The 19872-nt window shown below is 36.2% G+C and carries 22 protein-coding genes; 1 reads left to right on the top strand and 21 read right to left on the bottom strand.

The features are described from left to right. Together phnE and phnD are read right to left on the bottom strand one after the other, a co-directional pair. The gene (gene phnE, locus ACERII_RS04530) at window positions 1–762 is read right to left on the bottom strand and encodes a phosphonate ABC transporter, permease protein PhnE (RefSeq protein WP_373640387.1); all 762 of its coding nucleotides are present in this window, start codon (window positions 760–762) and stop codon (window positions 1–3) included. Between the two features lie 13 nt (window positions 763–775). Continuing rightward, entirely contained in the window at window positions 776–1678 is a 903-nt protein-coding gene (gene phnD / locus ACERII_RS04525) for a phosphate/phosphite/phosphonate ABC transporter substrate-binding protein (protein WP_373640386.1), read from the bottom strand. A gap of 157 nt (window positions 1679–1835) precedes the next feature. Here phnD and ACERII_RS04520 point away from each other — a divergent pair, with 157 nt between their 5' ends. Next, window positions 1836–2687: a selenium metabolism-associated LysR family transcriptional regulator gene (locus ACERII_RS04520; RefSeq protein WP_373640384.1), complete on the top strand. Its 852-nt coding sequence runs from the start codon at window positions 1836–1838 to the stop codon at window positions 2685–2687. 148 nt (window positions 2688–2835) lie between these two features. Here ACERII_RS04520 and ACERII_RS04515 read toward each other — a convergent pair whose 3' ends face one another. The 19 genes from ACERII_RS04515 to ACERII_RS04425 all read right to left on the bottom strand — a co-directional run bounded on the left by ACERII_RS04515 (window position 2836) and on the right by ACERII_RS04425 (window position 19302). Then, window positions 2836–3936 (bottom strand): cysteine synthase family protein, encoded by a 1101-nt coding sequence (locus ACERII_RS04515; RefSeq protein WP_373640382.1) that lies wholly within the window; start codon window positions 3934–3936, stop codon window positions 2836–2838. Continuing rightward, entirely contained in the window at window positions 3917–5545 is a 1629-nt protein-coding gene (locus tag ACERII_RS04510) for an ABC transporter ATP-binding protein (RefSeq protein WP_373640381.1), read from the bottom strand. The genes ACERII_RS04515 and ACERII_RS04510 overlap by 20 nt, the downstream gene beginning before the upstream one ends. 34 nt (window positions 5546–5579) lie before the next feature. Beyond that, window positions 5580–6407: an ABC transporter permease gene (locus tag ACERII_RS04505; protein WP_373640533.1), complete on the bottom strand. Its 828-nt coding sequence runs from the start codon at window positions 6405–6407 to the stop codon at window positions 5580–5582. Then, complete coding sequence (locus tag ACERII_RS04500) at window positions 6400–7371, bottom strand: ABC transporter permease (protein ID WP_373640380.1); 972 nt, start codon at window positions 7369–7371, stop codon at window positions 6400–6402. The genes ACERII_RS04505 and ACERII_RS04500 overlap by 8 nt, the downstream gene beginning before the upstream one ends. An 11-nt stretch (window positions 7372–7382) precedes the next feature. Beyond that, the gene (locus ACERII_RS04495; RefSeq protein ID WP_373640378.1) at window positions 7383–8942 is read right to left on the bottom strand and encodes an ABC transporter substrate-binding protein; all 1560 of its coding nucleotides are present in this window, start codon (window positions 8940–8942) and stop codon (window positions 7383–7385) included. Between the two features lie 34 nt (window positions 8943–8976). Continuing rightward, window positions 8977–10191 (bottom strand): MFS transporter, encoded by a 1215-nt coding sequence (locus ACERII_RS04490; RefSeq protein WP_373640376.1) that lies wholly within the window; start codon window positions 10189–10191, stop codon window positions 8977–8979. An 8-nt stretch (window positions 10192–10199) separates the two neighbouring features. Next, window positions 10200–10853, bottom strand: a complete 654-nt coding sequence (locus tag ACERII_RS04485) for a class I SAM-dependent methyltransferase (RefSeq protein ID WP_373640375.1) — start codon at window positions 10851–10853, stop codon at window positions 10200–10202. After that, entirely contained in the window at window positions 10843–11685 is an 843-nt protein-coding gene (locus ACERII_RS04480) for a Rossmann-like domain-containing protein (protein WP_373640373.1), read from the bottom strand. Before ACERII_RS04480 ends, ACERII_RS04485 begins: the two co-directional genes overlap by 11 nt. Window positions 11686–11687: 2 nt before the next feature. Next, complete coding sequence (locus ACERII_RS04475) at window positions 11688–12938, bottom strand: ATP-grasp domain-containing protein (protein ID WP_373640372.1); 1251 nt, start codon at window positions 12936–12938, stop codon at window positions 11688–11690. A 102-nt stretch (window positions 12939–13040) separates the two neighbouring features. Continuing rightward, window positions 13041–13562 carry a GNAT family N-acetyltransferase gene (locus ACERII_RS04470; RefSeq protein ID WP_373640371.1) on the bottom strand — a complete coding sequence of 174 codons (522 nt, stop codon included), beginning with the start codon at window positions 13560–13562 and terminating at the stop codon, window positions 13041–13043. A gap of 211 nt (window positions 13563–13773) precedes the next feature. Further along, window positions 13774–13908: a hypothetical protein gene (locus ACERII_RS04465; RefSeq protein ID WP_373640369.1), complete on the bottom strand. Its 135-nt coding sequence runs from the start codon at window positions 13906–13908 to the stop codon at window positions 13774–13776. A 22-nt stretch (window positions 13909–13930) separates the two neighbouring features. After that, entirely contained in the window at window positions 13931–14938 is a 1008-nt protein-coding gene (locus ACERII_RS04460) for a C45 family autoproteolytic acyltransferase/hydrolase (protein WP_373640368.1), read from the bottom strand. A gap of 109 nt (window positions 14939–15047) precedes the next feature. Next, on the bottom strand, window positions 15048–15887 hold the full coding sequence (locus ACERII_RS04455) for a MerR family transcriptional regulator (RefSeq protein ID WP_373640366.1): 840 nt from the start codon (window positions 15885–15887) through the stop codon (window positions 15048–15050). Window positions 15888–16354: 467 nt separating this feature from the next. Next, window positions 16355–16912, bottom strand: a complete 558-nt coding sequence (locus tag ACERII_RS04450; protein WP_373640365.1) for a VanZ family protein — start codon at window positions 16910–16912, stop codon at window positions 16355–16357. 208 nt (window positions 16913–17120) lie between these two features. Then, the gene (locus tag ACERII_RS04445) at window positions 17121–17453 is read right to left on the bottom strand and encodes a hypothetical protein (RefSeq protein WP_373640363.1); all 333 of its coding nucleotides are present in this window, start codon (window positions 17451–17453) and stop codon (window positions 17121–17123) included. Window positions 17454–17470: 17 nt separating this feature from the next. Beyond that, on the bottom strand, window positions 17471–17800 hold the full coding sequence (locus tag ACERII_RS04440) for a hypothetical protein (protein WP_373640362.1): 330 nt from the start codon (window positions 17798–17800) through the stop codon (window positions 17471–17473). A 114-nt stretch (window positions 17801–17914) separates the two neighbouring features. Further along, a complete protein-coding gene (locus tag ACERII_RS04435; protein WP_373640361.1) occupies window positions 17915–18376 on the bottom strand; it encodes a hypothetical protein in 462 nt (153 codons plus the stop codon). A 66-nt stretch (window positions 18377–18442) separates the two neighbouring features. Beyond that, window positions 18443–18631, bottom strand: coding sequence for a hypothetical protein (locus ACERII_RS04430; RefSeq protein ID WP_373640359.1), 189 nt, complete (start codon window positions 18629–18631; stop codon window positions 18443–18445). Window positions 18632–18975: 344 nt separating this feature from the next. Further along, the gene (locus tag ACERII_RS04425) at window positions 18976–19302 is read right to left on the bottom strand and encodes a hypothetical protein (RefSeq protein ID WP_373640358.1); all 327 of its coding nucleotides are present in this window, start codon (window positions 19300–19302) and stop codon (window positions 18976–18978) included. Between the last annotated feature and the right edge of the window lie 570 nt (window positions 19303–19872).

The following is a 19872-nucleotide window of genomic DNA, read 5'->3' as shown; positions in this document are numbered from 1 at the left end:
TTAAATGACTCTTTTCCTCACAAAGCTTCCTATAAAATCAATGGCAATAACCAAAGCCATGATCATCAAGATATCTAATGCAACAGCTGTATAGTAAAAACTATGAAAGTGATTAAACAATAATTGACCTATCCCTCCACCACCGATAAATCCTAGTATAAGAGATGTACGTATGGCAACTTCAAATCGATAGAAATAATGCGACAGTACATTGGGCCAAATTTGCGGCAAAATAGAAAATAAAACAGACACCCATCTTGTGGCACCGACTGTTTTCATTGCTTCTTGTGGGCCAAGGTCTGCCGCTTCAATTAGTTCTGAAATAAGTTTTCCTAGCACCCCAATGTTATGTAACATAATAGCAAGAACTGCAGGAAATGGGCCTAACCCAAGGGCTACTACAAAAATAATACCAAATACAATTTCCGGAACAGATCGTAACCCACTTAAAGAGATTCTTGTAAAACCATAGAAAAATGAATGACTACTCGTATTTCGAGCAGCCATAAAGCTTAATGGTAGTGCAAGCAGTAACGCGATAAACGCTCCTAAAAAAGCGACTGCAAGTGTTACAAAGCTTGCTTGAAGCACCCTGGGGAACAAGGACCATTCTATAGGGAAAAATCGGTTCATAACGAAATCAATAGCATTACCGATCTGAGCAAAGTTTCTCAAATCAATTCCAGTGACATTCATACTCCACCACGTTATTAAAATAATAGCAAGTAGATATAACACGTATTTCGGTTTAAACCAAATCATATTTTTTCCCCTATTAGTCTTCTTTAGGATTAAGCATTTCTGGACGAACAGCATAGATCGCATGGAGTACATTCGCGTAGTTTTCTGGTTCAGCCACGACAAACCCTGATGCTCCACCAAACACATTTAAAATTTCTTCATCTGATATATTTAAAAATACTTCTTGGATTTGAGAAATTGTTTCCTCGTCTGTGCCCGCGGGAACAACCCAAGGATATTGGTATAATTGTTCAGACTTCCATATAATGTTAAATTGAGATTCATCTATTTCCCCTTTGTCCACTAAAGAATGGAAAATAGCACTGTCTATTGCCCCTGCATCTACTAGCTTATTCTGAACTTGCTGCGCTGTTATATCATGAGATCCTGTATATACGACAGACTGGAATTCATGATCATCCTCAGATACAAATACTTCTCTTTGTACCAACTCATATGATGGAATAATCGAACCTGATGTAGAACTTATACTTCCGAAAGCAAAGTCTACTTTCTCCCTTTCCTCCAATAATTCATCTAAGTTTTCCCATGGACTATCTATGTGGGTAACAATGTAAGAATAATAATATGGTTCTCCATTTATTAAAGGGGTGAGAATTGCTTCTGCTCCACTTTGCTCATGAGCTATTAAGTATGTAGTAGGTCCAAGAAAAGCTAAATCAATATGGCTGTAATTGATTGCCTCTACAACCGCGTTATAATTTGGATATATTTCTAGAGTCACTTCTCTATTTAGCTTTTCAGCTAGCTCATCTTCCAACTTTTTATATCCTTCTTCCACCACACCGGTAGTTTGTGCAGGGATAGCCGCTACCTTTAAGACTCCCTGATTATCAGGATTCGCTGAAGTATCTTCGCCGCTACACCCAACAAGAAGTAAACATATTGTCATGATAAAAATAGTAACCATTTTCATATCCGTTCCCCTTATCTCTTCTTTATTTACTTAGCCATTACTTCAGTCTACTAACTATAACACAAGGTTATGCCAGTAATAAATAAAAGTTATCCACCTTTCCTTTGTACCCTTTTTACCGTAAACTATTATGTAACATAAGGGATTGAGGGATAGTATGGATATAAAAAAAATCAAAGCATTTATGATGGTAATTGATAATAAAAGTTTTTCTAGCGTTGCGGAAATCTTAGAGATTTCTCAACCTGCTGTTAGTAAGCAAATAAAAAGTTTAGAGAAAACGCTAGGTGTTCCTCTCTTACATCGAGACTCCTTTGAACCTACAGAAGCTGGTCGTATTGTTTATCGGAAAGGAAAACAATTTCTAGAATCATGGGAGGAACTAGTTGAGGAATGTCGCAATTTTCATAATGAACTATCCGGTCAACTTAGGGTTGGCGCTAGTTCTATTCCTGGAACATACTTTGTTCCTAGTATCGCGAAAAACTTCTTACATGCATTTCCACGAGTGGAAATTCAACTCTCCATTACTGAATCCGAAGAGGTAGTGCAACAAATTATGGAGGAAAAATTAGATGTAGGTTTTGTTGGAAGTGAAGTTCATAATAGTCAAATAACAAATCAATTTATTGCAAAAGACAAGCTTGTCGTAATAGGACCAACAGAAAGTGAAGCAATCGTAAGTTTAGACGAGCTTAGAGAAGAACCTTTCATCTTTCGAAGTAAGCAATCAGGCACATGGAAAGCAGCTCAAAAAGGCTTTCAATTATTGGGTTACTCTATAGATGATTTGAATTGTATTGCTACTGTTCCTAACACAGAGGGAGCAATTGCAATGGTAGAAGGTGGACTAGGATATTCCATCGTATCCGACATCGCTGCTAAAAAAGCTTTAACATATAAAAAAATTTGTATTATTGCGGAGTTACCTGTTGAAAGAAGCTTCTATGCTATTCACCTATCTTCAAAAAAACACAACAAACTAATAACTTCTTTTATAGAACAATAAAAAGAATTCATTTTGAAAAAAAAAGTCAAAATGAATTCTACAATATGAGTATAGCAAGTATTTTTATAACAACAGAACCACCATTTCTACTAACTATAACAAAGAAATTTAAAGTTTAATCAATATAGATGGAACTACCTTCATACCCTTAGTTACGCACTTCTGAATTCAACTGTATTGTAGAATCCGGAACTTCTAAGCTATCCATTAAGTCTGTTCTATAATTTGCACTAGCAGCAGGGTGGCGACTCCAAGGTTGCAATTGCTGTGCCATAGTCCGTATCGCTTCCCTATCAACCTTTGTTACAAAACCTTGTTGTTCCATCCATTCATCATTAAATAGGGTTTGAATATACCGTTCTCCACCATCAGAAATCATACAGACAATGCGATCTTCTGGTGTAAGATGTTGAGCAACTTTAAGAGCAACTAATGCGCAAGCTCCACTTGAGGGGCCCATAAGTATACCTTCATTTCGAGCAAACGCTCGAGCTGTAATAAATGCCTGCTCATCAGAAATCTTATAAGCACAATCGATATACTCCATGTTCAGATTAACTGGTGTCCAACCAAGACCTATCCCAGGGATTCGATAAGAATCTGCATTTCCTCCAAAGATTACAGAGCCTTCAGCATCCACTCCGATGATTTGGACTTCTGGTGCAAAGGTTTTTAAATATTTTGAAATACCGCCCAATTGTCCGCCAGTACTAACAGCTGTAATGAAGGTTGTTAATTTTTTTGGACAATTATCCATAATTTCCTTGGCTGTACTTTTATAATGCGCTTCACTATTAAGAAGATTAAAGCACTGGTCAGGACGAAAAGAGTTTTTAATCTCCTTGGCCAGTTTGTTTGCAAGTGAGATCCTTGTTTTATGATAACTACCACAATCATCTTGTTCCGTTACAACGATAACTTCTGCTCCAAAACATTTTAAGAGAGCCAAATTAGCACTTGTCGTTTTAGGATCAACGAGTACAATTACATGATAGCCTTTAGCAGCACCAATCATTGCAAGCGAAATGCCAAAGTTGCCACTTGAAGACTCAATGAGAGTGCCACCAGGTTTAAGTAATCCCCTTTTCTCAGCCTCTTCTATAATATAAATTGCAGCACGATCCTTAATACTTCCACCGGGATTGTACCTTTCATATTTAAACAGCACTTGTCCTTCATTCGCTTTGTTACTATTTGGTATTGTTATGAGTGGTGTATTACCAATAGTCTCAAGAATACTTGTAATCATCGTCCTCAACCTCCTCCAATAATGTAAGGTTTCCTTCGATCTCATTTGCACTTTTAAGCAATATTTGTGTATAAGACTGTTTAGTTTTATCAAGTAAGGATCCTGCATTTCTTATTTCACAAAAACTCCCATCTTTCATTACTGCAATTTTATGACAAAAACTACGAACAACTCTAATATCATGTGAGATTATAAGAATAGAAAACTCAAATTGTTTGTGCAAACGTTGTAATAGCAATAATATCTGTGATTGAACTCTCATATCTAATGCAGATACTGCTTCGTCACAAATAAGAATTTCCGGTTTTAACACCAACGCTCTAGCAATAGCAATACGTTGACATTGACCCGTACTTAATTGAGGAGGTCTTCTATTGTGTAACTCCGTATGGAGCCCAACTTCATTAAGATAATATTCGGCGATAACTTTTTTCTCGTTTTTCTTCCCTATTTTTAAGTAACGAAGTGGTTCTTGCACTAATTCTAAAGCAGTACGCCGAGGGTTTAGGCTTGCTCTAGCATCTTGAAAAACCAATTGAATATGTTTACAAACTTCACGCTTTTCCTTGCCTTGTAAACGACTAATATCAGTACCACGATACAAAATACGTCCTCGGCTAGGGGCTTCTAGGCCCGTAATACACTTAGCTAACGTTGATTTCCCACAACCGCTTTGTCCTATAATCCCTATGATCTCCTGTTTATGTAAGGTAAGGTTTACCTCTTGCAATACACGCTTCTTGTGAGAGAATGTCTTTTCGAGTTGGATAATTTCAAGGATTGGTACATTACTTTGCAAATGTTCACTATCTCTGGAACCTTTTGCGATAAGAGAGCGGGATAATAATAATTTGCGAGTATACGGGGCTTTAGGATTAGTAAGTACCGTATTCGTATCACCTTCCTCTACAATAACGCCCTTATTTAAGACAATAACTCGGTCACTAATTGCATTGGCAACAGCTATATCATGAGTAATCAGAAGAACGGTTAGGTCAAATTCCTTCTGCATTTTTTTCATTAAATTAAGCACTTCTATTTGATTGATAGTATCTAAAGCAGAAGTTGGTTCATCCGCTATAAGTACTGTTGGTTTAAGACACAGACTCAAAGCAAGACAAATGCGCTGACACATACCTCCACTTAGTTGAAATGGATAAGAATGTAAGATACTATTTACGTCTTGAAAATTGAGCATACGTAGTAACCTTGTACTTACTGGGATTACTTCAGCAGAAGACGCAATTCCATGATAGAGAAGAATTTCTTTAAAATTTTCTTTCATTGTTAGGAGAGGATTAAATGCTTGTTGTGCATCCTGAAAGATCATGCTGAGCATCCTTCCCCGGATTTTATCCCATTGAATCGATGTGCTTCCAAGGTCTTTAACAAGCGTAGAACCAATATGCAAGGTACCACTGCCTATATGAGCCGAAGGGGGAAGTAATCCAGTAAGTGCCTTTGCAAGCGTTGATTTTCCCGAACCACTTTCTCCTAATAGAGCAAGGATTTCCCCTTTTTTTAATTCAAAAGAGATATTGTTCAGTATCTCGCTCGAATGAAAGTTTTTTCTGTAGCTAACATGTAAATTTTCCACTTGCAGAATCATCGTTCTCGCTCTCTTTTTACCATGTTATACTCTCCTAAAATTTTGTTATTTCATTTGGGTCAAACCAATCCCTAAGTCCCTCACCAATTAAATTAAATGCTAATACAGTGAGCATGATAAACAGAGTTGGTCCTAATAAAATATGCGGAGCTTGGAAAAAGTGATCTCGTCCATCAGCTAACATGCTCCCCCATTCAGGAGTCGGAGGTTGTGAGCCTAAACCTAAAAACGAAAGGGCTGAGATCGATAGAATTAAACTACCTAACTCAAATGTTGCCAAAACGAGCACTGGACCAACCGCTTTAGGAAGTAATTCTTGAAACATGATCACATATCTTTTGGCCCCAAGTACAGTTGCTGCAGCAATCGATGTGTCATTTTTCGCTTGTAAGACCACACTTCTTGTTAAACGAGCAAATGATATCCACCATACTGATACGACCGCAATAAGGAGATGAATAAAACTTGTGCCAAATAGAGTTGCTATAACCATAGCTAGCACCATGAAAGGAAAGGCTAAAAGTACATCAATGACTCTCATGAGAATGGTATCGATGATCGAGCGATGATACATTCCAGCAACTAAACCTACAATAAGACCAATAAATAGTGTAGAACTAAGAGCTAAAACCGATGATATTAATGTAGTTCTCCCTCCATGAAGTGTTCGTGATAGCACATCTCTTCCATATCGGTCGGTTCCCAAAGGATGTGTCAAACTCGGTTTTTCTAGACGAAGTGACGAGTTTTGTTCCAGTGGATCAAAAGGAGTTAAGAAAGGTGCTCCCATTATAAGAATAGCAATCCAAAAAAGTAATAGAATACCACAAACAAGACTTATCGGGTATTTGGAATTATGCATAATCTTCAATTCCGGTTTCCCCTTTACGACGGATTCTAGGATCAATGAGAAAATAAACTAAATCAACAAACAGATTGATGAAGATCACCAATGTTACCATTATAAAGGCATAACCTTGGATAACTGGATAATCATGTAGTATCACACTATCAAGAGCGTATTTCCCAATGCCTGGCCAAGAAAAAATACTTTCAATTACTACTGCACCGCTTATCAATGTCGTAAAAGAAATGGCTACTACTGTTATGACTGGAAGTAGAGCATTTCGCAATGCGTGCTTGACTACCCGTTTTGTTCCAAAACCTCTTGATAGTGCAGCAAGCACATAGATTTGACCAAATTCAGAAAGCATGTTTGCCCTAACTATCCTTATTAACTGTGGTGCAGCTAACAGCCCTAATAATATGGAAGGAAGCCACATCCTTTTTAAGCTAGCCTCACTACTGATTTCATACACATTAAAAGTCACGGCAAAAAGCCATAATAAAAATAATCCTAAAACAAAAGCTGGAGTAGATGCTAAAGAAACGCAAATGATTCTAATTACACTATCGTACGTTTTTCCTGCTTTAAGCGCAGAGATCGTACCAAAAAGTAGTCCAAGCACTATTTGAATAAGCAATGCAGGAATGGAAAGCAGGATCGTTGCAGGGAGTCTTGCAGCAATTTCTGAACTTACTGATCTTCCTGTATGGATAGAGTTGCCCAATTCAAAACGAAGTAACTGTTTGACCCATCTCACATATTGTACGAAAATAGTTTGATCCAGTCCCAATTGCGAACGTAATTCATTGACTCTATCCTCATAGACCTTTGTATTGCTCATGGCAACCTCTGTTGGCAATCCTAAACGCAATTTAACAGGATCGCCAGGAGCTAAATGGGTTAATATAAATAGAACAAGCGTTGCACAAAATAACGTAATGAATGCTTGTAACAATTTTTGGAGTATGATTTTGTACATTGTAAATGCAACTAATTCGAATGAGAGGAGCTAAATAACAAGTTTGCATTCACTACATTCTCAAATTGTCTAAAATGTTCCTCAAATCCATTAAGTGATTTGCTTACAGCAGTGATTTGAGGCCTTGGAAACAAACAAATTACGGGAGCTTGCTCTGCCACTCTCTCATTGATCTTAAGTGCTAGCTGATGTCGATTTTCCTCATCAGATGCTTCAGCTAATTGCTCAAGTAACTCGTTCGTTACTTCATCATTATAACCACCATAATTACCGCTACCTTCAGGTGAAAATTGACCTGATAATAAGGAAAGTGGTTCACCAAACGTACTCCATGCCTCAATAGAAGCATCCCACTCCCCTGACTCACGAGCTGTTTGGATTAAACTATAATCACCGTGCTGTACCTCTGCTTTAACCCCAATACGTGTCCATTGATGTTGTAATGTTTCTCCTAACGCTTTATCACCGCCCCAAGTCATAAGACGAAGCGTTAAGGGATTTCCGTCTTTATATCTAATCCCATCAGCTTCTTCCACCCATCCAGCTTCTTCTAATAGCTGTGATGCCTTTTCTGCATCAAACTTGGTATATACCGCATTTTTAGCTTCTGCAAATGCTGGGTTAGATCCTAACCATGTTGTAACAGGAGTACTCTGTCCTTCTGCACCCAGCAGCACTAATTCTTCGCGATCTAACGCCCAAGAAAGTGCCTGTCTTACTCGAACGTCCTGAAACTGAGGTTGATTTAAATTCAAATAAATAGTTTGAGTATTTGCTGCTGGCGCAGCAACTATTTCTACCTCTTTATTATCTTTAAATTGATCCATACTAGTTACAGGGATGTTTAATGCCACATGGCTACTTCCATTTAGTGCAGACAGTACCCTCGTTTGACCATCACTTATTTCTTCATGAATAATCCTATTAATTTTCGGCTTCTCTCCCCAATAATTCTCGTTTAATTCCAGTACCATTTTTTGTTTCGAATCAAATTCTACTACTTTATACATACCAGAGAAATCCATGGTCTCTATCGAGTCTTGCTTTGCCTCTGCATTATGTATCACAGTTTGGTAGTATGAAAGATTAAGTGGAACATTCAGATGTTCACGTGTCGTTTTTACCTGTATTGTGTATTCATCAACTTCATGAAAAGTAAGATCATCCAAGAACGGTAAAGCTTGTAAATCAAGTGATCTTGAACGTTCTAAAGAAGCAATTACTGCATTTGCGTCGATAGCTTTTCCGCTCCAAAATGCTATATTAGGTCTTAACTTTATTTCCCAAGTTGTAGCATCAATTTCTGTTGCACTTTTTGCAAGAGATGGTTCAACCTCCCCTTCTGAATTAACTATAAAAAGTGCTTCTGCAACCCCTACACTTCGCAAATAGCTTGCCGTGAGTGGTTCCACAGGGTCTAGACTTGTAGCAATTTCTTGACCGACAATAACTAGTTCTTGATTTTCATCATTATCATTTTCCGTTTCTGTACTCATCGCATCCGAGTTACTGCACCCCAACACTATAACGACTATCCCTATTACTAAAACAGTAAATAAAAACTTTTTCATGTTAACCTCCTAGTACCAAATTCACTTTGGTACATTAATTTATATGTTTTCTTTCACTTATAGCAACTTGCGACTGACTTACTTTTTTCATGTGCATAAAGCCAAGCATTGAGACAATGGATAATACGCTAAAGAAAAACCAAGGGAGCATGTGTAAACCTGTCTTTTTAGACAAATCAAAAAATATCCCTCCGATAATCGCACCTATACCGCTCCCAAGAGCAAAACCTAAAGAGTTTACACCTAAATACATTCCTATTGCTTTTGGGTCAGCTATACTAACGACAATCGTCTGCTGATTCGGCCTAGCTATGAGCATCCCCAAAGTAAACAGGACGACTACGGCTAGAAACATAAAAGTTGTCCCTACAAAAGCTATAAGTAGTAGTGCGATTGCAATAATAAAAATTCCCATTACTACACTCTGAAGAGAAGAATATTTGCGTAACAGTAAAGATACAAGATGATATTGCAAGACCGCTGTGACAGCTGCATAAACTGCAAACATTACTCCTACACTTCCGGCACTTCCTGAAATCTCTTGAATTTGCAGCGGAAAAATAATGTTAATCTGCGAAGCTGCTAGCCAAAAAATAATCATAAAAAATGTAAACATCAAGTATGGTCGATCATTTGCCACAGCCTTAATCGAATCTTTTACAGAATACGAAGGCTCCGTACGAGTAATTGGCGGCATCGCAAAACGAGAAATAACAAAGGTTACCATAAAACAAATCGCAGCCCCTATACAAACGATTTTAAAGTCAAAACTCAATAATAATACCCCCAAGAGCGGCCCTACTGTACTTGCGATACCCGTTACTGTATTGTTTAAAGAATAGTACCGGGAGCGATTTTCACTATTCGTTAAGGTTGCTATAGCGGTCTGATAAGGCATCTCAAACAATACTCCACCGAGGCCAATAACAATCATCGCAACTAAAAGAATAGAGTAATCACTTGCAAACGCCAATGTAACAAAGCCGACCGAACGTAATAATACGCCAATACTGATCAGCATTCTTAGTTCAAAGCGGTCGGCTAGCGCTCCTCCAACCAACGCTAGTCCTTGCTGCGAGAATTGTCTCGTTGCGAGAGCGATTGCTACTGCTGTCGCTGAAAAGCCCATGGCATTTACATAATGACCAACAATCAATGGCATGATCATCCCAAAGCCCACTACCATGAAGAAAGTGAAGAAAAGAAGGATTAATAAACCACGGCGTTCCTTTCTAGACGATTTAGCCATAGATTATCCTATATTGCTTGCGCAACCACTTGCATTCGTGTTCCTTGCATATCAGTGCTAAATGCCAAAGGAGTATGTAGGGAATACTTTTTAACATGTGGTGATGGTTGATCAAAGAGCTGTAATAAGCGAAAACCTGAATTTGAGAGATAATGTACTAACTCTTGCGGGAAAAATAGACGATGTCTTACATGTTCCAAAATAGGCTCATAGCCTGTCACCGAGCAACTATAGCTGCGCTCTAACATTTGACTTGCAAGATCAATACTAAAGCGTGTTTTTAGAGTAACAACCATATCTTCAAAAACGGTCTGATCCAACAGATCTTCTGAAAGCCAGCGTTGCCCCTCTTTCTCGTTAAGTGAAAAATCTACTTGATCGCCAAATACAAATGGAGAATCAGGGTAGTGCTCCTTCGCCCAGGAAAACATTTCTTTAGAGTTATCTAAACCGGTAGCTTCATATTCCACACTATTTAGATAGGCAACTTCACGACCTAGTCCTGAGCCAATATCCAGAACTTTTTTCCCTCCGTTATATTCTGTTAAAAGCTTATGCATAAACTTCGCCATACTTTGATGATAGTCACCATTAAAAGCTGAATAGAGAGCTGGATTATCATGTAAAAAGTTTTTAGTATCTGTTTTCAAATTAATTGACATCTTCGTTCCCCTTTCTCCTTGTATAGCAATAGACTTCTGATACAGAAGCACTAAACTGAGAAAAAGGAAAAGGCTCTGCAACAAGTGCGGACACACCATTGTTCATAAATTGTGCAATGACAGCACTCCCAGTTTGTGCATATACCGTTAAAGGAACCTGTTTTTGTCTTACTCTTGTCAAAATTCGATCAAATGTACCATTGCTTAAAGTCATTGCAGTACAGATGACATTGTCAGCTTGATCAAGGACTTTTTCCATATCTCTTTCAATCGCTTCTCCCCATTGAGTTTCTGTTAGTGATAAATCACAAGGTAAACAAACTCCACCACGTTGTTTAATTGCCTCTACTAAAGGATTGACGACTCCGATAAGCGCCACTTTTTGAGATGCTTTAATATTAGCTGCATCAGCAATTAGTGCATCACGTAGCTTTGCTCTTTCAATTGGAGTTCCTGCAGAAAGATTAACTACTTTATCACAAAAACTTTGGTGTGAATGTACTACACCAAGATATCCATCCATTGCTGCAATTTGTACGGGAAGCCTTTTGTCTCGTAACACTGTACCAACAGTAAGTCCTGACAACTGTTCTGCTGCTTCCATATCTAGTTGATCTGGTGCATGAGAGCACGCACCAAAATAGGATTCCACTCTCATTAGCAGATAATAATTGTGATATTTAGTCTTTGAAGATGGGAACTGAGTCGTTTGGTAAATATATGAAGCTCCAGTGACCGTTAACGTGTCTGGCTTAGGGCCTAGTTTGCCTTCTAAAATGGCTTTATGTAAATCAGACACTAAAGTTAAAGGAATTGTTTTCATTTGCTTCATATTCATTCCTCTTTATCAAAACTTAAAGTAATGCGATTAATAGCTTTTTCTGCATACAGTCTAGCATTTAACCCCTCTGTATCTTGTGTGATCACATGCCCTAGGTAGCAGGCGTTATCAATAGGAGGAGCAATATGTTTTCCTATACAGCTTTCAACCTTATAGCGTGCAATATGTTCATCCGACTTAAGCGATTCAATCCCCTTAAGCTGGGAAATTGTTCCACTTTGAGGAGGGACAATAAACATCACAGCCGCACTAGCAATACCACTATCCTTTGATGTAATCTCAGGTTTCTTTCCTAAAGCAAGATTAACAAATGCTTCCAATAAATCAATGCCTGTCACTCGTTGGATAAGTTCTACTATGTAGTTACCAGCAGTTCTAGGATTAATTTCGACAATACGTGGTCCCTTATCTGTAATTTTCACTTCAGTATGGGCAATGCCATGGTCAAAACCTACAGCTTTCAGTGAATCACGAACAAATTGTGTAACCACAGTATGCGTTTTTTCACTAAGTTGGGTTGGGAACATGTGACCACTCTCAATGAAATAAGGTGTTCCAGTAATTGATTTATCAGTAACACCTAAAATTGTAGTCTCACCATTGTATGAGACGCTTTCCACACTTACCTCTTCACCTTTCATGAATTCTTCTAACAAATAGGTGCAGTCTCTTTCCTGTTCTCTAAAATTCAGCGGGAAATCTTCAAGTGCTTGATAAGCCTTTTCTAAATCTTTCACATTCTGAATGAAACTTACATATGCACTCGATGCAAGATCGACAGGCTTTATCACTAGCGGATAACCAATCATCTCTGCAGCTTTTTTTACTTCATCCCAACTTTGAGCTAGGTTATATTTCGGATTGGTAAGGTGCGCTTTATCCAGTGCTTGTCGCATAAGATGTTTATGCCGTACTGTTTTTACTTCCGCAGGAAATGGACAAGGAATGTTAAGGTGCTTTGCAACTTCTCTTACCGTTTCAATATAGTAATCACAAACCGTAATGACACCATCAAAACGACTAGAACGTAGACTTGAAATCAAACCTGGAATGTCATTTGTTTCGGTTTCTATTACGTTGTAAGCATAACGAAACACTGGATGCTTCTCTGTACTGAGCGAACTCTGATAATGTTCGGGCTTTCGAGTCACAAATGTATACGTATGCCCTAAGGTATTTAATAAGGGAGGAAGCAGATTACCACTTGCTCCTACCCAGCTTTCAATCATTAATAGATGTGCCACTTTATCATCCTCCACTGATGTTATGAGTTTATGATAATAGTAATCATTACGTTTTATAAGGTATATTATCCTACTGAAATTTAGAAACTGCAGACAATTACTTTATCTCTTATCTAATAAACCAATTTCTTCTTTTAATAGTCCGTAAAGATAGACATCATAGTAAGTCCCATCTTTAAACACTGACTTTCTCAAAACACCTTCTTTCTTAAATTGATTTTTCTCAACTAATCGAATCGATTTATCATTATAACTTAATATGGAAACCTCTATCTTACGTAAATTTAACTGTTGAAAACACACATCAATCAATGTTGTTAGAACATTTTGACCAACCCCTGCACTTTGATACTTACTTAAAATTAAAATGCCTAACACACACTTTCGATTCACTGGATTTATTTGATATATTTGAGCTAAACCAACTCCCTCTCCGTTATGAGCGATCTTAAAATGTTGTTGCTTGTCATCGCTATTCCAACGTTCAATTCTAGTTTCAGCATACTCTATACTATGAGGCTTCCAGCTCCCTAACACCGCATTTTTAATAATATTTTCATCATTGTAAAGAGTGTAAACCAATTCTTTATCCTGACTATCTAAAGGAAGTAATTGAATATCCATGTATCGGCCTCCTCGTGAATGATATTTAAAGTACAGTTCTATCTTTTACAAATCGTAATTATTACTATTTACTAATATTATGCAATATTCAATTATGTATGTAAAGAATAATTTTAAATAGTTAGTATATTTAGACAACAAGTAAGGACTGAATCCATAATGAATCCAGCCTGTAATAAGACAATTTATACTATTTCTCTTTGATTGACTACTATTGATTCGCCAGCTCTTTCTTCTCCATTCTATTTATTCCATCAGGAGTCTTTTTTATTTCCTCACCTTGCATTCTCCCAATATCGTGACTGCTACCTTCAATAAATGAGTAATAGGCTTTAACTCCTTTCACTTCTAACATCCTTCCATTCATTCTATCGAATAATGTTTTGTTTCTTTTCTTTTAAAATAGCATCTATCATTCTCTGATCTGTTCTATATTTTGCTTTATTCGGCTGTCCTTCAGCTCTAGTTAATTCTAATGTATTTAAGTTGGCTACTACCGAAAAAAGCGTTCCAAATTGATGTTCCCTTACATTTAAACAGACATGACCCTTCGTATCTGACATGATGGATTGAGCAATGGAAAGTTCCATAATATGAACATTTTCTGCAAGAACTCTATCTAAAGTTTGAAAACGCTCTATAGATTTGCTCCAATTCCAGTTCTCTACAATGGCTGCACCCATATGATGGTTTGTACAATGAATATAATTGCTATTGGGCAGGCGAACTTGGAAAGAAGTAGGTGTTACTTCTACCACCACCATGCTTCCAGATGGATCAGCCAATAAGTAATTATTTGCAACTGAACTTGGAAATCTTTTTAAAACTTCCATTCCTTCTTCTACATTACAACAATTTTCCAGGATTTTTTTACATGCAAAATAAAAGTTTAAACCAGGTTTCTTTCCTTCATGAGGAACCGCTGTAATACCTACAAAGAGACCGTGTTCGTTAATGCCATCCACTTTTCCAATAAAACAATCGGAGTGACCTAGATATTTATTTTTATCCTTCAAACAAACTAAAGACGATTCAGTTATATTTTTCAAACTAAAGAGCATATCATAATTGCGTCCAATGATGACTTCACTCCCATTAAATGCTGCAAAAATACTACATTGGCTGGACTGTCCGAAAACTCCTATACTTAATAGAAATGAACTTACTTCTTCAAATGAAGCATGACAACCATCAGCAAAGCCTTGAATTTCTTTTACAATATCTGCATCAAACTCAGTCAAAATAGGGATGGATAATTTACCGTAATTTAACTGTTCTTCCGTTACTTGAGGGAATCGAAACCCATTTTTATAAAGAATTTCCGCATAATTTTTACCCGCCTCGTACGGATCCCCTTTCAATCTCGGATGGTACATAATCACTTCCTCCTTAATTTTTCAAAATTTCTGGTTATAGTAAAAATAATAAACCCTCCAGTAGGTGGAGAGTTTAGCTAGTTTTTATAAAAAATATACTTACATAATACTAATGAACAGGTACACATATTTTGGTAATAAAGTCTGCTGGATGTCTCGTTAAATCTGGTCGCAAATTCCGTAAATCCAAATTGGCAGGAATAAGTCCCTTTTCGTATATTTCTATCATATCTCCATTTTGAGTCAGGTTCTCCTGAACAATCCACAATTTCAGTGCGTCATATCCTGCCGCCAACTCTGTGTATGGGCCTTTAACTGAAACGCAGGCATAATTCCCTTTCGCTATTATTTTGCATCCGTCTATGTCATTTGAATTTTTTACCGGTATTAGCATTTCTACATCAGCCTCTTTATCCTTCAAATTTCTATCATGAAATATAGCCATGAGGTGGCCATTTACTTCAAGATTAAAAGCATAAACTTGATCATATAAATTTTTGACAAGCATATCCACATATTGAATCTTAATTTTTCTACGGAGAGTATAAACTAATGTCTCCTCCCGATTTTCAAAAAAGCACTCAGATAAAATACGCCCCTGAATAATCCAACCATTTGCATTGCTTTGTAATTTCAAGTGTTTGATTTCTTCTATTTCTCTAGTTATTTGTTCTTTTTGCTTTTCTAGTTCAGAAATTTTTTGTTCAAAAATGTTATTCCACTGTATTTGATCAGCACTCACTATTATTTTCTTAATATCTGCTAATGGAATATCCAAACTCTTTAAAAGCATTATTATTTTAACAGCTTCCATTTTGTCATAATCATAGTAGCGATAATTCGTTTCATAGTCTATGTATGAGGGTTTTAGTAAATCAATGTCATCATAATACCTTAATGTTTTTACCGGTACATTACATATTTTCGAAAACCGTCCTATAGTATACATAAATCTACCCTTTCAATCCGTTTACTGTTCTTTCTAAATCAATCATTCTTAATATTTATTCCGCAACAACTATTGTCCTTGTTTTAATTTTACTACATTTTAATAACCTTTTAGACAAAATGATACTGAATTTTAATAGATAACTTCATTATGAAGGAATGCAAATCGTACGACCTATACAGTGAGGATATCAACTTGATCGGATAATAAAAATTGGAGTAAAACGATTGGCTCAGGATTGTTTTTGATTGAAAATTAGATTGGTTAACCATCTCTTGATAATTCAACATCTACTCATTTGATTATTTAGTCTTTTGCTATGGATTAATATCTTAAATCCTGGCCATTAGACATCTTTTTAAAGGGTATTATACATAGTGTTCATATTGATATTAAGTTAAGTAAAAATGTGTATGATTGGGCAGGTCTTACAGTTAGGAAACAAACTGAATAGAGTATAAGATGGCTTAAGTCAGCCTACCGTGCCCTGATTGATCAAAAGGAATGTTGTTCTTCTTTAATACTAACCAACTTAACTTGTAACCAACGAAACCAATAGCTGCACCAGCTGTATTTAAAATTAAGTCGTCTACATTAAACTGTCGCATTACTCCCCAAGTTTGATTCAATATCAATTGTGTTACTTCTATTGAAAGAGAAAATAGAAAACATATCATTAGCGTATAAGACAGTTTTCTAAAACGTGGGAAAAGTAATGGGATGTATATCCCAAGAGGGAGCAACATTAACAAATTATTAACATACGCCATATCCAAACCATAAGTAAACGACTCATATACAAAGTAAAACGGAATAAGTTGTGTATCTAAAATAAACCCAAAATTGTATGGATCAATAGGGAAGATTGTTAGATTTATCAAATTGATAAGGTAATAGAGAAAACTATAAAAAACTACCCTCCGAAGCAAAAGTTCTTTCCTCTTTTTGTTTTTTACAAGATCAAACACAATATAAATAATAAGTAGAATAACTCCAACACCATGAACGAAACTTCGATCAATCATATCATGCCCCATTTCTTATAGTAGACAATGTGCGTTAAGATAGGGAAGTCTTCTTTTAACATACCCATCATCTTTCCTCTCCTTAAAAATCATACGTTTTTCCTATAAATAGCTTAATATCCCGATCCTGTGGTGCTTCAAATAGTTCGACCAAATATATATGTTTCAATAAATTCCTATAATGTTCCCTAGCTTTCTTGGTAACAAACTACAATTTATCATAAACATAGTAAACAAACCCGAGACACCAAAAGAATAAGGCAAAAAGGACATACAAATATTTCTTTGAAAGTAATTTTTTATATACAAAAACATTTAGCAAGATTGATATAGGAATATAAAAGAGACATAGTAGAAAAGCAATAAGAAATGCCATTATAAAGAAGTCTGGTTCTAACATAGAATCTATAATTATTCCAAAAACAGCTTCCGATACGTAAGCAACAGACAAATATAAATATAAGGAAATATGAAAATAATGAAAAGCTATTCCTAACACAAAATTCAAGATCGCACTTAGCACCCAAAAATGAGGTTTCATACATCGTCTCTCCCACGTTAAAATTTATCGAAGTCAAACCCTATTATCCCACCAATAATTATCAGTAAGACTACTCCCATGATGTAGTTTACTTTTGTAACTTTAAGGACTCGGTAGACTTTAATATTCAACAGAGTTAGCGGTATAAAATACAATGCTGTGACCAAGAGACTAATGACAAGTATAGGAAAAAATAATCCTTCTTCCATAGTTGGATCAAGATTCCAACCAATTAGCTGCGTAAATGACAGAAAAAACAATAGATATACTATGAGAACGTATTTGGCTAGGATATACCCAAACAGAATATTAGCAATTGGTCCGACAATAACCGCAGTTTTATTCAAAATAATCCTCCTATTTCATTCGTAGTGACCTTGTTTGGAGATTGACTTACAAGCACAGTCTCCTTAACTACTTGCATGAAATCTAAAAAAGTGGTGGTAGTTTCCACTTCGTTATTATTCCAAAACTTTAAAAGGAGTTTCAAGTTCAGATTCTTTAAATGCTATTATCTCCGGCTCTTGTTTCTTTCCATAAAGGGTAATATATGCTTCCTGTTCATTTTTCCATTCCACTATTACATTGGATGATTCAAGTCTGTATCCGTCATTTAAAACCCTCCGTTCAATGGAGTTACCCTGAGATTTAATAATGACTTTAGAATCCGTTTCACCCCCAACATACCCTTTTTCAACAACTTCTATTGTATTGGTGGAATTAGGTGACTCACTTATTAGCAAGACTGTTTCTTCATTTAGTTCTTCGTATACTTTCATTCCCCATATAACGATTGGAATTGAGATTAAAACGAGTAAAGCACATGTTGCTGCTATAAATCCTATGAAACATCCTTTATAGGTTTTCTTTATAGTTTCTTTCCTAAGTCTATTGTCTTTCTCTTCCTCATAAGAGTTCTCCATGTGAAACACCTCTAATCTCTTTTCGCTTCATTTATCGCAGCTCTATTAGAAATTAAATAGCACTTGTTACTCAACAACCTTGAACGACTTCTCCAACAAACTATTACTTTTATTAAATGAAATAACATACACATCTAGTATGTTAATCGTTGCTTCTTCATCATTTTCCCATCGAATATGGATCTCATGTTCCTGTAGTGAAGCACCTTCATGTATGGAAACTTTTATGGTATCATTGCTACTTTTCAAAGTCACTGTGCTTCCTCAATGTAAGAATCCTCCCCCTTTTATGAAACTCATTCTATATTCCACTCCCATCACAAGAATAAATTTCCTGATTTCATGGTCACATCATTATTTTTCCACTATTTCTAGAGAATTTCACTACTCTTTTTAAGTTAGAATACCTAGAATATCTATGTATAATATTATTATATACGAGGTGGAATTAAAATGGAAATAACTATTTATGAAGTTGCTGGGGTTTTTTTTTGTAGTATCCCACGTTCCTGAAAACTTAGCTATGGTAGCAACCTCCTCTGGTTTGATCTTACTAATCCTTTCAAAGTCTAATCGCATTAAATCTATTGGTTTCTTAATTACTGTTTGTAATAGAGAAACGAAAAAACACCCAATGCCAAAAAGAGAACAACAAATAGATAATACAAATACTTCTTAGCAAGTAGTCGCTTATATATAAAGACATTAACTACAATTAAAATAGGAAAATAGAAAAGACCAGTTATTGTTGCAAAAAACAACGCCCCTAGTAGAAAATCCGGCTCCAAAGTGGGATCTATTACCCACCCCACTGTCTCTTCCAACAGATAGAGGATAAAAATAAACAAGAATCCACCGGGAATAACAAATACGATTCCTAACACATAGTTAACTATCGCACTTACAATCCAATAATAGTTCTTCAATATGCCACCTCTTTTATTATCGTTCCAATTCGAAAAACTTATTGTTTCATCTTGATTCTCTTCCTTATCGGGAAGATAGTTACTAGAATAATCTAATAATAGTTAAACTAATTATATAGTAGGTGGGTAAAACTGGAAATGGTAATTTGATATTGTAAGGACTTTCATTTTCCTCCCAGTATCCACAATTAACCTCTAGTAGCAAGCTACAACAGGACAGGCAAGACTACAATGTCTCTGACTGAATAAAGTAATGTCCCTCTAACGGACGACAATCGCTGTGGATTGAAGCGACGTTTAATGACGTTTAATATGGTCTATTCTAGTTCTACCTTTTCTTATCAACAGATTGGAAGTATAGTAATTTTGGCATGGTGGTTACAGTTGGGTATCACTCTGAAAAGAGGTTGAGGAAAATCTGGAATAATACGATGAGTAATAACTGAGCAATAATGGATACAAGATTGAAGAGTTACTGTACAAAATATACTGAATCACTATTGGATGTGTATTGAAAGACCGTCGTAGTTTCAATACTTTTTAAAATGACATCATGTTTACTGCAATTTA

This window comes from Evansella sp. AB-rgal1 (genome assembly GCF_041820985.1).
Taxonomy (GTDB): Bacteria; Bacillota; Bacilli; order Bacillales; family Salisediminibacteriaceae; genus Evansella.
Note: the sequence above shows the minus strand (reverse complement) of the source record. Positions and strands in the feature narration are given on the sequence as shown.